Origin of the sequence: Apibacter raozihei, from assembly GCF_004014855.1 — a bacterium.
Classification (GTDB): domain Bacteria; phylum Bacteroidota; class Bacteroidia; order Flavobacteriales; family Weeksellaceae; genus Apibacter; species Apibacter raozihei.
Genome location: NZ_CP034930.1, coordinates 892,079 through 906,385, shown reverse-complemented (window position 1 = coordinate 906,385; position 14,307 = coordinate 892,079). Strand labels below are relative to the sequence as shown.

At 34.2% G+C, this 14,307-nt stretch carries 12 protein-coding genes; 11 read left to right on the top strand and 1 reads right to left on the bottom strand.

What is annotated here, in order from left to right:
• Positions 1-16: 16 nt before the first annotated feature.
• Complete coding sequence (gene gcvP / locus EOV51_RS04130) at positions 17-2,866, bottom strand: aminomethyl-transferring glycine dehydrogenase (RefSeq protein ID WP_128150140.1); 2,850 nt, start codon at positions 2,864-2,866, stop codon at positions 17-19.
• A 355-nt stretch (positions 2,867-3,221) separates the two neighbouring features.
• Between gcvP and EOV51_RS14975 the strand changes: the two genes are divergently transcribed.
• The 11 genes from EOV51_RS14975 to trpA all read left to right on the top strand — a co-directional run bounded on the left by EOV51_RS14975 (position 3,222) and on the right by trpA (position 14,306).
• The gene (locus EOV51_RS14975; protein WP_228427719.1) at positions 3,222-5,027 is read left to right on the top strand and encodes a fibrinogen-like YCDxxxxGGGW domain-containing protein; all 1,806 of its coding nucleotides are present in this window, start codon (positions 3,222-3,224) and stop codon (positions 5,025-5,027) included.
• 249 nt (positions 5,028-5,276) lie between these two features.
• Positions 5,277-6,464 carry a tryptophan synthase subunit beta gene (gene trpB, locus EOV51_RS04120; RefSeq protein ID WP_128150138.1) on the top strand — a complete coding sequence of 396 codons (1,188 nt, stop codon included), beginning with the start codon at positions 5,277-5,279 and terminating at the stop codon, positions 6,462-6,464.
• A gap of 120 nt (positions 6,465-6,584) precedes the next feature.
• Positions 6,585-8,036 (top strand): glycoside hydrolase family 30 protein, encoded by a 1,452-nt coding sequence (locus EOV51_RS04115; protein WP_128150135.1) that lies wholly within the window; start codon positions 6,585-6,587, stop codon positions 8,034-8,036.
• Positions 8,037-8,104: 68 nt separating this feature from the next.
• Positions 8,105-9,496, top strand: coding sequence for an anthranilate synthase component I family protein (locus tag EOV51_RS04110; protein ID WP_128150133.1), 1,392 nt, complete (start codon positions 8,105-8,107; stop codon positions 9,494-9,496).
• Between the two features lie 4 nt (positions 9,497-9,500).
• The gene (locus EOV51_RS04105; protein ID WP_128150131.1) at positions 9,501-10,043 is read left to right on the top strand and encodes a cysteine hydrolase family protein; all 543 of its coding nucleotides are present in this window, start codon (positions 9,501-9,503) and stop codon (positions 10,041-10,043) included.
• Positions 10,044-10,055: 12 nt separating this feature from the next.
• Complete coding sequence (locus EOV51_RS04100) at positions 10,056-10,622, top strand: anthranilate synthase component II (protein WP_128150129.1); 567 nt, start codon at positions 10,056-10,058, stop codon at positions 10,620-10,622.
• Positions 10,623-10,626: 4 nt separating this feature from the next.
• Positions 10,627-11,625, top strand: a complete 999-nt coding sequence (gene trpD, locus EOV51_RS04095) for an anthranilate phosphoribosyltransferase (RefSeq protein WP_128150127.1) — start codon at positions 10,627-10,629, stop codon at positions 11,623-11,625.
• A 20-nt stretch (positions 11,626-11,645) separates the two neighbouring features.
• A complete protein-coding gene (locus EOV51_RS04090) occupies positions 11,646-12,077 on the top strand; it encodes a hypothetical protein (protein ID WP_128150125.1) in 432 nt (143 codons plus the stop codon).
• Positions 12,078-12,110: 33 nt separating this feature from the next.
• On the top strand, positions 12,111-12,893 hold the full coding sequence (trpC, locus tag EOV51_RS04085; RefSeq protein WP_128150123.1) for an indole-3-glycerol phosphate synthase TrpC: 783 nt from the start codon (positions 12,111-12,113) through the stop codon (positions 12,891-12,893).
• A 16-nt stretch (positions 12,894-12,909) separates the two neighbouring features.
• Positions 12,910-13,536 carry a phosphoribosylanthranilate isomerase gene (locus EOV51_RS04080; protein ID WP_128150121.1) on the top strand — a complete coding sequence of 209 codons (627 nt, stop codon included), beginning with the start codon at positions 12,910-12,912 and terminating at the stop codon, positions 13,534-13,536.
• Positions 13,533-14,306, top strand: coding sequence for a tryptophan synthase subunit alpha (gene trpA / locus EOV51_RS04075; protein WP_128150119.1), 774 nt, complete (start codon positions 13,533-13,535; stop codon positions 14,304-14,306). The genes EOV51_RS04080 and trpA overlap by 4 nt, the downstream gene beginning before the upstream one ends.
• Position 14,307: the final 1 nt, after the last annotated feature.

Genomic DNA, 14,307 nt, shown 5'->3' with positions numbered 1-14,307 from the left:
TGTTAAATTCAGTTTTTTAATTCTCATAATCCTCAATAGGGTTACATGTACAAATTAAATTTCTATCTCCAAAGGCATCATCAATTTTACCTACAGATGTCCAGAATTTTTTCTCCGCAATCCAGTTTAACGGATAAGCTGCTTTTTGCCTGCTATAAGAGTGATGCCATTCATTCGAAGTAAGTTCTTCTAAAGTATGAGGGGCATTTTTTATAACACAATCTTCGATTGTATAAGTACCATCAGCTATTTCATCAATTTCTTGTTTGATTGATATTAATGCTTCAGCGAATCGGTTTAACTCTTCCAGACTTTCACTTTCGGTAGGTTCAATCATTAAGGTACCAGCGACAGGGAATGAAACCGTTGGAGCATGGAAGCCATAATCCATCAAACGCTTGGCAATATCTCCCACTTCAATACCTAAATTTTTGAAAGGTCTGAAATCTACAATCAATTCATGACCAACACGCCCATGTTTATTGGTATATAAAATTTCATAATGTGAGGCTAATTTTTCTTTTAAATAATTAGCATTAAGTATGGCCGTTGCAGTAGCTTTTTTTAATCCCTCATACCCAAGCATTCTTATATAAGCGTAGGAAATGGTAGCAACCATTGCAGATCCATAAGGAGAAGAAGAAAAGCTAAGGCGATTTTCTTCATTTTGAGGAGCCTTGATAGTAGGAAGATATGGGAGCAGATGTTCTGCGACACAAATAGGACCTATTCCAGGGCCACCCCCACCATGAGGAATAGCAAATGTTTTATGAAGGTTTAAATGGCAAACATCAGCTCCAATATAACCGGGACTTGTGTAAGCAACCTGGGCATTCATATTGGCACCATCCATATAAACCTGACCTCCGGCTTGATGTACTATAGCTATGATCTCTTTAACATTGGTATCGAAAAAACCATAGGTAGATGGATAAGTAATCATGACGGCTGCCAAATGATCTTTATGTAATTCAGCTTTCTGTTTCAAATCTTCAATATCAAATTCACCATTATCTAAATTTTTTACAACAATAACCTTTAAACCGGCCATTACGGCAGAGGCTGGATTAGTGCCATGTGCAGATTGAGGTATTAAGGCAATATTTCTGTGCCCTTCTCCTTTTGCTTTTAGATATTCACGAATTACCATCAATCCGGCATATTCTCCCTGAGCGCCTGAATTAGGCTGTAATGAAGTACCTGCAAATCCGGTTATTTCAGCCAGATAAGTTTCTAGTTCAGAAAGCATAGTGAGATATCCTTCCGATTGATCTTTTGGTACAAAAGGATGTATTGCATTCCATTCCATCCAGGATAATGGTAGCATCTCGGTAGCTGCATTTAGTTTCATGGTACAGGAACCTAGCGAAATCATCGAATAATTCAAAGCAATATCCTTTTTTTCCAAGCGTTTAACATATCTCATAAATTCTGTTTCAGTATGATACTTCTTGAATACCTCGTGAGTTAGAAAATCAGAATTTCGTATAAGGTTATCCGGAATATTGGGTTCAATCGGTGCGCTTAATTTTTTGAATTCAGTATTTTTAAATTTTAAAAATAAAGATAAAAGAATTGCAAAGCGTTCATCTGAAACTGTTTCATCAAGACTTATACTTACTATTCCCTGAGAAAAATAGTTCAGATTAATCTGAAGAGCTTCAAATAATTTTTTAAGTTCAGTCTTATCCTCTTCCGATACATAGATTTTAATAGTATCAAAGAACGGTTCTTCCGATACATTAAAACCGATAGAAGACAAATGTTCTTTAAGTAAAATAGCCTTGAGATGTATATCAGAAGCAATCGACTTTAATCCTTCAGATCCATGATAGACCGCATACATACCTGCCATTACAGCAAGTAATACCTGAGCAGTACAAATATTGGAAGTTGCTTTTTCTCTTTTAATGTGTTGCTCTCTCGTTTGAAGAGACATTCTTAGCGCTCTGTTCCCGTGTTTATCTTTAGATACTCCTATAATTCTTCCGGGAATGCTTCTTTTGAATTCATCTTTGCAGGCAAAATATGCGGCAGAAGGCCCTCCGAACCCTAATGGAACTCCAAATCTTTGAGTGGAACCTATAGCCACATCAGCTCCAAGCTCAGCAGGATTTTTTAAGACCGCTAAAGCTAGAATATCAGCAGCAAGAACCGTTCTTATAGAATCGTCTTTTGCCTGAGATATGAAATCAGAATAATCGAAAATTTCTCCATGTTTAGCGGGGTATTGGAGTAAAGCACCAAAGAAAGACGAATCAAAGGTAAATTCTTGATGTGAACCTACAACTATTTCTATACCAAGTCCCATGGCCTTGGTTTTAACGACAGCAATGGTTTGAGGATAAACTTCTTCAGAAACGAAAAATTTATTCGAGTCTTTTTTCGACTTATTTCTGGCTTCATATAGCATGTGCAATGCCTCAGCAGCTGCAGTTCCCTCGTCTAAAAGAGAAGCATTAGTTAAAGAAAAACCGGTTAAATCAGAAATTACAGTTTGAAAATTAAGTAATGCTTCCAATCTTCCTTGAGATATCTCTGCCTGATAAGGAGTATAGGCAGTATACCAACCCGGGTTTTCAAAAATGTTTCTTAAAATAGGAGAAGGAGTGATTGTACCGGAATATCCAAATCCAATGTAGGAACTGAAAACTTTATTTTTGCCAGCCAGATTTTTAGATAAGAGAAGCATATCGTATTCAGATAAAGCTTTGGGGAGATTTAATTTATCCTGTCCTAAAATGTCTTTGGGCAACGTTTGTTCAATAAGTTCTTGTACAGTTTCTGTTTTTAATTCTTTAAGTATAATTTGCAGGGAGTCTTCATTGATTCCTATGTGACGAATAGAAAAGTCGGAAGTATTCATGGTTTAAACTTTGTTTGATATTAGTAATAATGTATTTCAAATATAAAGGTTTTTATTGTTATAATTATAAGTTATTTTGGCAACCTTATTGTTAAACGCCTTTAAAATTTAAAAATTTAATTATAGGAACGAATTTTATAATTTTATTCGACAATTTTATAAAATAAATAGAAGTTTATTAAAATATAAATGATTTATCTTATTTTTATAATATATATAAAATGTAATTTTAAATATTATTTTATCGTGTAATAGTAAAAGAATAGTAATTATTTTAAATAAAATGCTATTTTAATTAAAAAAAGTAATAAATTTGAAGCAATTAATTTTTTTAATTATTTAAAAACCTTTACACGTGAAAAAATTATTATTAACACTATTACCTTTATTTATTTTTTCGATAATAAATGCTCAGGTAGGGATTGGTACGGATACTCCCGATGAAAAAGCAGCTTTGCATATAGTATCACCCAATAGCAATCAGGGGGTTTTGATACCTAGTATGACTACCGCACAACGAGATGCAAATATTACTCCAGAAAGTACAGAAAATGGATTATTGATTTTTAATACGGATCAAAATTGTTATAATTATTATCAGGCAACAGATCAATCGTGGTTAAGTATTTGTGGAAATTATAAGTCTTCAACTTATACAGTAGATTGCAGTAAAATCAAGGTAAGCGGAAAGTATACACAGGGATCTTCGTTAAATGATACCAACTATATTACGATTCCAGTGACTGTAACATCCACGGGTACGTATTACATACTGGCAAAAACAAATAATGGATATTATTTTGAAAAATCAGGAATGTTTCCAAATACAGGAACGTATACGGTGACTTTAAAAGGGACAGGAATTCCTACAAACGGGGGTTCGGGCTATCAGGATACCGTTAGCTTTGAATTTTTAGGATTATCTGAGACCTGTTCATCTAATCCGGTTACAATAAGTGTGGCATCTTCACAGATAAGTTATACAATTAATTGTGAAAATTTTACTGTTAATGGAACTTATCTGGCCGGAGTTATACTAGATCCGGATACAAATACGGTTACAGTACCTTTAACAAATGTTGACACCGGTGGTCAGGTAATAATTAATTCGTCTACAAATAACGGGGTAAACTTTACTGCTAATGAAGCCATAACAACGGATAGTAATAGTATAACACTTGTGGGTTCAGGAACTCCACTAAATTCAGGTTCGTATACTTTTACTTTTAAAACTAATGGTGCAAATCTTCAAAAATGTATTTTGATCGTTGACTTTGATACAAGAAAAGGAACATTTGCAGATCCGGCAGATCGTTGCCTGGATATATATAATTTAGGTAAAAGGGAAGATGGTGAATACTGGATTAAACAGGGCTCTGGAAACGTAGCTCCTGTTAAAACGTATTGCGATATGACTAATGGTGGGTATACTTTGGTATGGTCATACTCTGAATTAACAGCCTATAGTCGATATTCTACAACTAGTAGAATGGAAATGAGTGGTGATTACAGGCTAAATCAAAACTTGCCTATAAACAATATAACAGATGAATCCGGAGGAACCATTAATTACTATAACTTCCGATTAGGTCTGGCAGCCATGTCTAATATAAATGATTTGAGTAATTCTGTAGCACAATTGCGTGCAAGGATAGCAGAAAATCCAACGGATATGGAAGATGCGTGGGCAAAACAAAATTATTTAATTTTTTCTCCGACATCCGATCGCTCATCTCCGATTACATCTACCACAACCTATTATTACTATTATCCAATAAGTGGAAAAATATTTAATCAAGATATGTTGATAACACATAATCCTGATTCCCGTACCTATGCAGGAGCGACTCTGGGGGACGCTGCATTTTATGCAGGAGGATCAGCCAGTTATCCGGATCACATTAACATAAATAATAATGTTACTGCAAACAATAATGCTTTTGTGTCTCCTGACGGAACCAACACATTATTGCCATCAAATTTAGACAATACATTTGGATATTTTGGACAAACACAGGTTAACCACCATTTTGGAAAATGTGGAGGATCTTCCGGCGATGAAACCAGTTTTGCTACTGCAACCTGTACTGCCACAGGATTATATCCGCATACAAATTTCAATGGTGGAGAGGGAAGAATACTTCAATGGTTTGTTAAATAAATATTTACATGAAATAGATCAGCTATGCAGATAAAATATTTGTTTACTAAAAAAAAAATAATAACTTTGCTCATGTAAAGAAAAAAGAAATGAAATTAATAACAAATATATCATGGTGGTGGAACTCAGAACTTAAAAAGTCGTGAGCAAGCTGATCTATTTGTTGAATTAAAATAAAAAACAAAAATTTAAAGGCCTATCGTACTCACGATAGGCTTTTTTAGTATAACCCATGTTAAAAAAATAAAAATGCAAAAGTATAATGTTGATCAAAACGGTTTTTATGGTGAATTCGGAGGAGCATATATTCCTGAAATTTTGTACGATAATGTAGAAAACCTGAAAACAAATTATTTAAAAGTTATTGAAGATCCTGAATTCAAAAAAGAATATTACGGTTTATTACAAGATTATGTAGGACGTCCTTCACCTTTATATCTGGCCCAACGGCTTTCTAATAAATATGGTTGTAAGATTTATTTAAAAAGAGAAGATCTCAATCATACCGGAGCTCATAAGATAAACAATACCATTGGTCAGATTTTATTAGCCAGAAGAATGGGGAAAACAAGAATTATAGCCGAAACAGGCGCAGGACAACACGGGGTGGCTACTGCAACGGTTTGTGCACTTATGAATATGGAATGTATTGTTTACATGGGAGCAACTGATGTAGAAAGACAGAAACTTAACGTTGAAAAGATGCAGATGCTGGGTGCTAAAGTTGTGGCAGTAACCAGTGGGAATATGACGTTGAAAGATGCTACCAATGAGGCCATTCGTGATTGGTGTTCAAACCCTTCTAATACTTATTACATAATAGGCTCTACTGTTGGTCCTCATCCTTATCCGGACATGGTTGCGAGATTACAATCCGTAATAAGCGAAGAAATAAGAAAACAATTAAAAGAAAAAGAAGGCCGAGAAGTTCCTGATTATCTCATTGCCTGCGTGGGCGGAGGTAGTAATGCAGCAGGTACCATCTATCATTTTCTGGATGAAGAAGAGGTGAAAATTGTTTTGGCCGAAGCAGCAGGTAAAGGTATTAATTCGGGAGAATCTGCCGCAACTATCCATTTAGGTAAGCTGGGTATTATTCATGGAAGTAAGACCTTATTAATGCAATCAGATGATGGGCAGATTGAAGAGCCTTATTCTATTTCTGCGGGATTGGATTATCCGGGAATAGGTCCTATGCATGCACATTTAGCCCAAACAAACAGATCAGAAGTTCTGGCTGTTTCAGATGATGAAGCACTTGCAGCAGCCTTTGAACTTACCGAGCTAGAAGGAATTATCCCGGCAATTGAATCAGCGCATGCACTGGGGGTTCTGGCTAAAAAAGAATTTTTACCGGAAGATGTAGTTGTTTTATGTTTGTCAGGCAGAGGAGATAAAGATATGGAAACCTATATAAAACATGCAAATGAGCTGTAGTCAATTGAATTACAAAAGAAGGAAAAAACAAATAATTAGATAAATAAAATAGGGTATAAATAAGGGTAAGTTAAATGAGGTTGTTTATCTTTATGGTATAAAAACATAAATAACAAAATTATGAGAAAAACAGTAAAGATTATTTTTTCGCTTATGTTTGTCCTACCACAGTTACAAGCACAAATAAAAGAAGTTAAATTTAACTTAAAAAGTTCGCCTGCACGTATATACACAACATCACAGGCAGATAAGCAAAAAAACAAACTTACAAATGGCCAGCCATTTATATATAAACCGCAGCCTCTGGAAACCGAAATCAGTATTTTTGTAGATCCTACCCACCAATTTGAAGAGTTTATTGGATTTGGAGGAGCTATAACAGATGCATCAGCCGAAGTTTATGCTAAACTTCCAAAAGATAAACAAAAGGAAATCATTAAAGCGTATTACGATTCCAAAGACGGTTTAGGATATCGGGTAGTTCGAACCAATATGAATAGTTGTGATTTTTCAAGTAAAAGCTACACGTATATAAAAGACAACGATGTAGATCTTAAAACCTTTGATATTTCTGTTGATAAACAATATAAAATTCCGATGATAAAAGAAGCTCAGAAAGCCATTGGAAGTGATTTTACCTTTTATTTTAGTCCTTGGTCTCCACCAGCATGGATGAAAACTACCAACTCGATGCTAGCAGGAGGTGAATTGAAAAAAGAATATTATCCGGTTTGGGCTAAATATTATACAAAATTTATAGACGCTTATGAAAAAGAAGGTATACCTGTTTGGGGACTTACTATTCAGAATGAACCAATGGCAGCGACTCCCTGGGAAGCAACTATATATACAGCAGAAAAAGAAAGAGATTTTTTAAAATACCATTTAGGTCCAGAATTGTGGAATGCAGGCAAAAAAGATAAAAAAATTATTATATGGGATCATAATCGAGATTTGGCATATCAATATATATCAACGATTATGAATGATTCAGAAGCTGCAAAATATGTTTGGGGTGCCGGTTTTCACTGGTATGAAACCTGGACAAAAAGTTTGCCCTTATTCGATAATCAACGGTTAGTAAAACAAGCGTTTCCTTCTCTTAATTTATTATTTACTGAAGGCTGTCAGGAAAAATTTGATATGTCAAGAATAGAAGATATTTCTATAGGCGAACTTTACGGACACCATATTTTAAATGATTTAAACAGTGGGTTTGTTGCATGGACGGACTGGAACGTACTTTTGGATGAAAAAGGAGGACCTAACCATTTAAATAATTTTTGTTTCGCACCCATTCATGCAGATACAAAAACAGGAAAAATTTACTATACCTATCCGTACTGGTATATTGGACATTTTTCTAAATACATAAATAAAGGAGCGAGAAGGGTAATAGCATCGTCTAACAGATCTCAGCTCGAAACAACCTCTTTTCTTAACCCGGATGGAAAATTAGTAGTTGTAGTTTTAAACAGAACTGATTCAGATTACGATTACTATTTATGGATAGCTGGAAAAGCTTCACCGGCAAAAAGCCAGGCACATTCAATATCAACATGGGTTTTATAAAAATTATCAAAAAGTACAAGATCAAAAAGTAAAAATATAAACTTTAAAATACGAAATAAATCCAATCAATGGAAATACAAATACAAACGAAAAAATTACTGGCTGATTTACAAACTCCTGTAGGTCTTTATTTAAAGATTAGAGATGTCTTTCCAGAATCTGCACTATTGGAAAGTTCCGATTTTCATGGAGGAGAAGACAGTTCCTCATTTATCGCATTAGATCCCTTAGCTAAAATAATAGTACAGGATCATCAGGTAACTACCGAAGTAAATGGTGCAGCTCAGGTACAAGAGTTAGAAAAACCACTGCCTGAAGTTTTTGACGAGTTTTTAAAAAGTTTTCATATAAAAGGTGATAACCCTACCAAAATAAATGGCTTTTTCGGTTATACATCTTACGATAGTATTCGTTATTTTGAAGCGGTTGATCCGGTTAATACTAAATTAGAAAATGCCGAAGTTCCGGAGTTATATTATATCTTTTACAGATTTATATTAGTTATTAATCATTTAAAGAATGATTTGACTATTATTGAAAATGTACCACAGGGAGAATCCAGTAAAATGGAACAGCTGGAAGCGTTACTTTTAAATAACAATTTTGCATCTTATAACTTTAAGATCAAAGGACCTGAGAATAGTTTCATCACAGACGAAGATTATAGAGAATCTGTGAGAAAAGGGATAGAACACTGTAAAAGAGGAGATGTTTTTCAAATTGTACCTTCAAGATGTTATTCACAAAATTTTGCGGGTGATGACTTTAAAGTTTACCGGGCTTTACGATCCGTAAATCCATCTCCTTATTTATTTTATTTTGACTTTGGCTCTTTCCGTATTTTTGGTTCTTCACCGGAAACACATTGCAAAATAGCAAAAGGCAGGGCATACATAGATCCGATTGCTGGAACCTATAAAAGAACTGGCGACGATGAAAAAGACAGAGTTCTTTCGGAGAAATTGCTAAAAGACGAAAAAGAAAATGCAGAACATGTAATGTTAGTGGATTTAGCCCGAAATGATCTAAGCCGCAATTGCCATGATGTAAAAGTAGATTTTTATAAAAGCGTACAATATTTTTCTCATGTTATTCATTTAGTGTCAAGAGTAAGCGGAACAGTAGATCCAGGTAAAGACAGCATATCTGTTTTTGCGGATACCTTTCCGGCCGGAACTCTTTCCGGAGCTCCTAAAGTAAGAGCCATGCAATTGATACGAGATATAGAAAAGCACATGAGAGGAATATATGGTGGATGCATAGGTTATATTGGTTTGGATGGTGATTTGAACCAGGCCATAACCATACGATCATTCTTAAGTAAAAATAATACTTTGTACTATCAGGCAGGTGCAGGAATTGTTTCCAAATCAGATCCGGAAGCTGAGCTTCAGGAAGTGAATAATAAACTGGGAGCATTAAAAAAAGCCGTGGATTTAGCAGAAACGTTAAAAAATTAAAAATATGAAAGCATTACTTATTGTAGACGTACAAAATGATTATTTTGAAGGAGGAACCATGACTTTGGAAGGCGCTTTGGAAGCCAGTGAAAATGTGAAAAAAGTACTTGAAAAATTCAGATCAGATCGATTACCGGTTATTCATGTACAGCATATAGCATTACGCCCGGATGCTACATTTTTTCTTCCATATACCAAAGGAGCAGAGTTTCATACTAATGTAAAACCTAAAGACGGTGAAATAGTGATAACCAAGTATTATCCTAACAGTTTTATCAAAACCGATCTTCAAAAGTATTTGCAGAAGCTGGAAGTAAAAGAGCTGGTTATTTGTGGTATGATGACTCATATGTGTATAGATGCCACAACCCGTGCAGCAAAAGACTTGGGATACGATTGTACTCTCATTGGAGATGCCTGCGCAACTCGCGAACTTGAAATATCAGGAAATAAAGTTTCAGCACAACAGGTACACACAGCATTTTTATCAGCATTAGGATACTATTATGCCGATGTGAAAGCTGCCAATGAATATATAAAGAGCTAATAGTTATCATTAATGAAAATACTAATATTTGACAATTATGATTCCTTCACATATAACCTGGTTCATATGGTTAAAGAACTAGGTTATATGGAAGTGGATGTATACAGAAATGACCAGATTACAATACCAGAAATTGAAAAGTACGATAAAATTATTCTTTCACCTGGTCCCGGAATACCCTCTGAATCTGGAATACTATTGCAGGTAATTCAAGAATATGCATCCAAAAAACCTATTTTAGGTGTATGCCTGGGAGAGCAGGCAATCGGAGAAAGTTTTGGAGCACAGTTGATTAATCTGGATGATGTATATCATGGAATAGCTACAGAGATTCAAATAACGGAGGAGGATTATATATTTAAAAATATTGAATTCCCGATCCAGGTTGGACGTTACCACTCCTGGATAGTTAGCAGAGAAAATCTTCCGGAAAGCCTTACCGTGACAGCTGTAGATGAAAATAACCAGATTATGGCTTTAAAACATAAAGAATATGATATTCACGGGGTGCAATTCCATCCGGAATCTATTCTGACGCCGGAAGGTAAAATAATGATTAAAAATTTCCTGGAAAACTAAATCTATGAAGCAGATATTAAACAGATTATTTGAACATCAATATTTAAATAGAGACGAAGCAAAAGAAATACTTACTAAAATGGCTGCCGGAGAGTATAACGAATCTCAGATAGCTGCTTTTATTACTGTATTTTTAATGAGAAGCATAAGTATTGATGAGTTTTTTGGATTTAGTGATGCCTTATTAAATTTATGTGCAGATGTAAGTGCTTTGCAAAAGTATAATCCGATAGACATAGTAGGTACCGGTGGAGATAATAAAAATACATTTAATATATCTACACTTTCCTGCTTTGTAGTGGCAAGTGCCGGATATAAAGTTGCCAAACATGGAAATTATGGAGCAACTTCAGTAAGTGGAGCTTCCAACGTTATGGAAAAACATGGAGTTAAATTTACTTCTGAGGTTAGTAAACTGGAAAAATCACTAGATCAACTTAATATAGCCTATCTTCACGCTCCATTGTTTAATGATGCCATGAAAATAGTTGCGCCTATAAGGAAGGCTCTTGGGGTGCGTACTTTTTTTAATATGTTAGGACCTATAGTAAACCCTATCAAACCTAAAAGAAATATGTTAGGGGTTTTCAATCTTCGAATGGCTCGTCTTTACTATTATATATACCAGAACACCGACTGCGATTATTCCATAGTACATAGTCTGGATGGTTATGATGAAATTTCTTTAACGGATAATTTTAAAGTTATAACCAAACTGGGAGAAACCATTTATTCACCGGATGAGGTAGGTCTGTCCAAATGTAAACAGGAAGACTTAGACGGAGGTAATACAGCTTGTGAAGCATCGCAAATTTTTGATAATGTTTTAAATAATAAAGCTACTATAGCTCAAAAAAATGCTGTATTAGCTAATTCAGCTTTTTCAATACAGACTATCAACCCTCAATTATCAATTGAAGAATGCCTTTTCCAGGCCAGAGAAGCCTTAGAAAGTGGTAAAACAAAAGAAACGTTTGTTAAGTTTTTAGAATTAAACTCATAAGTAATATAAATATCATCCATATGAAATTATTATTTTTAACAACTTTCTTTATAACATCCGTTATAGGTTATTCGCAGATAAAAGAAAGAGATTTAAGACTTGTTGGCACCTGGCAGGGATCTGAAAAAGGAAATCAAGAAGAGGGAATGTCAAGGTATTGGGTGCAGCAACGATTTAATGATGGTACTTTTCTTATGCTTTTTGTAACTATTGACAAAGATGGAGAAGGAAGTTCTTTGGTGGATAAAGGAGAATGGTGGACAGAAGGGGGGAAATTTTATGAAATCCACTTTAATACTAAATTAACTGATACCTATTTTTATGAGGTACTCGATGATCAGCATGTGAAATTCAGGCTAGACAGCACGAATCTGGAACTTAATAATTCCAACTATGAATTTATAGATACTAAACTTATAGAAGGATTAGATTACCAGGATTCGGAGAAATAAAATATTTAAAATAATTTAAAGATACTATAATTAATGTCTACCATACTAGATAAGATAATAGCTAATAAAAAAGTAGAAATAGAAAATCATAAGCAGCAAGTTCCTTTGCAAGAGCTGGAAAAGAAGGTGCAACAAGTAAAACCAGTACAATCTTTTAAAGAATCACTGCGAAATTCGTCAACCGGAATTATTTCCGAATTTAAAAGGAGATCACCCTCAAAAGACTGGATTTTTAAAAATGCCCGAATAGAGGAAGTAATACCTTTTTATTCACAAAATGGAGCCAGCGCTATTTCTGTGCTTACAGATTTAGAGTTTTTTGGAGGGACATTACAGGATTTGGAATTAGCAGGAAGTCTTACTCAAACACCGTTGCTTCGAAAAGATTTTATGGTAGATGAGTATCAGCTATATCAGGCTAAACTTTATGGAGCCAGTGCTATTTTATTGATTGCGGCAGCTCTTACAGTTGAAAAGACTAAGGAATTGGCAGTAACTGCAAAAAATTTAGGATTGGATGTTTTACTTGAAATTCACAATGAAGACGAATTAAAACATATCAGCGAATGGGTGGATGTTGTAGGGGTAAATAACCGAAATTTGAAAACATTTGTTACAGATGTACAGGTTTCTTTTAGTCTGGTAAATAAAATACCCGACGAATTTGTTAAAATTTCCGAAAGTGGTCTGTCTTCTTCAAAAACTGTAAAAGAATTAATGCAGGCGGGTTATCAGGGATTTTTAATGGGAGAAAATTTTATGAAAACGGAAGATCCGGGGAAAGCTTTGAAAGAATTTATTACAGAATTGGGTTAATATGGGCATAAACAAAATGAAAATAAAAGTTTGCGGGATGAAAAATCCTCAGAATATTGAAAATATTTCTTTTTTACCTATTGATTTTTTAGGGTTTATATTTTATCCGAAGTCTCCTCGATATGTAGAGAATTTAAATCCTGAAATAATGAATCTTTTATCAGATGATATAAATAAAGTGGGAGTTTTTGTAAATGAACAGGTAGGCTCACTTTTTCATAATATAGAAAAATATAGTCTTGATACGGTTCAGCTTCATGGAAAAGAAAGTCCGGAATATTGTGAAGATCTTCTGGAGGTTTTTCCGGAAACAGCAGTAATTAAGGCATTTAGCATTTCAGATAGTTCAGACATAAAGCACACGGAAAAATATGAAGAAGTGTGTGATTTCTTTTTATTTGATACTAAAACTTCTCAGCATGGAGGTTCCGGACAAAAATTCGATTGGTCTGTGCTGAATTCTTATAAAGGAGAAGTACCTTTTTTCCTGAGTGGTGGTATTTCAATTGAAGATATAGAGAATATAAAGAAAATTCAACACCCTCAATTGTATGGGTTAGATTTAAACAGCCGTTTTGAAATTGAACCAGGATTGAAAAATATTGAATTAGTAAATAAATTTATACAACAGATACGATTATGAATCGAATAAAAAAATTGTTTGAAAAGAAACAAAAAAATATATTTTCCGTATATTTTACTGCAGGATATCCTAAATTAGAAGATACAGTAAAAATCATTAAAGAGCTTGAAAATAATGGGGTTGATTTGATTGAGGTAGGAATTCCTTTTTCAGATCCTATGGCGGATGGACCTACGATTCAGGAAAGCGGAACTCAAGCTTTGCAAAACGGGATGACTTTGAAATTACTTTTTGAACAGATTAAAGAAGTACGAAAAGAAGCTAATCTTCCATTGATCATGATGGGATATTTAAATCCTATTATGCAATATGGATTTGAAGAATTTTGCAAAAAATGCAATGAAGTAGGTGCAGATGGGGCTATTATTCCGGATTTACCTTTTGATGATTATATTAAAGAATATAAAGCAATCGCAGATAAATATGATATTAAGATTATTATGCTGATTACACCGGAAACATCTGATGATAGAATCCGTTTAATTGACGAGCATACCGATGGCTTTATTTATATGGTTTCTTCAGCTTCAACCACGGGAGCACAAAAAAGTTTTGATTCAAATAAACAGGAATACTTTCAGAGAATTAATTCAATGAATTTGAAGAATCCCAGATTAATAGGTTTTGGAATATCTAACAGAGAAACTTTTGAAGCAGCTCAGTCGAATGCAAATGGGGCTATTATCGGCAGTAAGTTTATATCCTTATTAAAAGAATCGTCAGATATAAAAACAGCAGTTTCTAATTTGAAAAAAGAACTTGAAAAATAAT

Excerpts from the sequence above, each read along its gene's own strand:
- EOV51_RS04100 (WP_128150129.1), top strand. The coding sequence starts at position 10,056 with ATGAAAATACTAATATTTGACAATTATGATTCCTTCACATATAACCTG.
- trpC (WP_128150123.1), top strand. The coding sequence starts at position 12,111 with ATGTCTACCATACTAGATAAGATAATAGCTAATAAAAAAGTAGAAATA.
- EOV51_RS04080 (WP_128150121.1), top strand. The coding sequence starts at position 12,910 with ATGAAAATAAAAGTTTGCGGGATGAAAAATCCTCAGAATATTGAAAAT.
- EOV51_RS04115 (WP_128150135.1), top strand. The coding sequence starts at position 6,585 with ATGAGAAAAACAGTAAAGATTATTTTTTCGCTTATGTTTGTCCTACCA.
- gcvP (WP_128150140.1), bottom strand. The coding sequence starts at position 2,866 with ATGAATACTTCCGACTTTTCTATTCGTCACATAGGAATCAATGAAGAC.
- trpD (WP_128150127.1), top strand. The coding sequence starts at position 10,627 with ATGAAGCAGATATTAAACAGATTATTTGAACATCAATATTTAAATAGA.
- EOV51_RS04090 (WP_128150125.1), top strand. The coding sequence starts at position 11,646 with ATGAAATTATTATTTTTAACAACTTTCTTTATAACATCCGTTATAGGT.
- EOV51_RS04105 (WP_128150131.1), top strand. The coding sequence starts at position 9,501 with ATGAAAGCATTACTTATTGTAGACGTACAAAATGATTATTTTGAAGGA.
- trpB (WP_128150138.1), top strand. The coding sequence starts at position 5,277 with ATGCAAAAGTATAATGTTGATCAAAACGGTTTTTATGGTGAATTCGGA.
- EOV51_RS04110 (WP_128150133.1), top strand. The coding sequence starts at position 8,105 with ATGGAAATACAAATACAAACGAAAAAATTACTGGCTGATTTACAAACT.
- trpA (WP_128150119.1), top strand. The coding sequence starts at position 13,533 with ATGAATCGAATAAAAAAATTGTTTGAAAAGAAACAAAAAAATATATTT.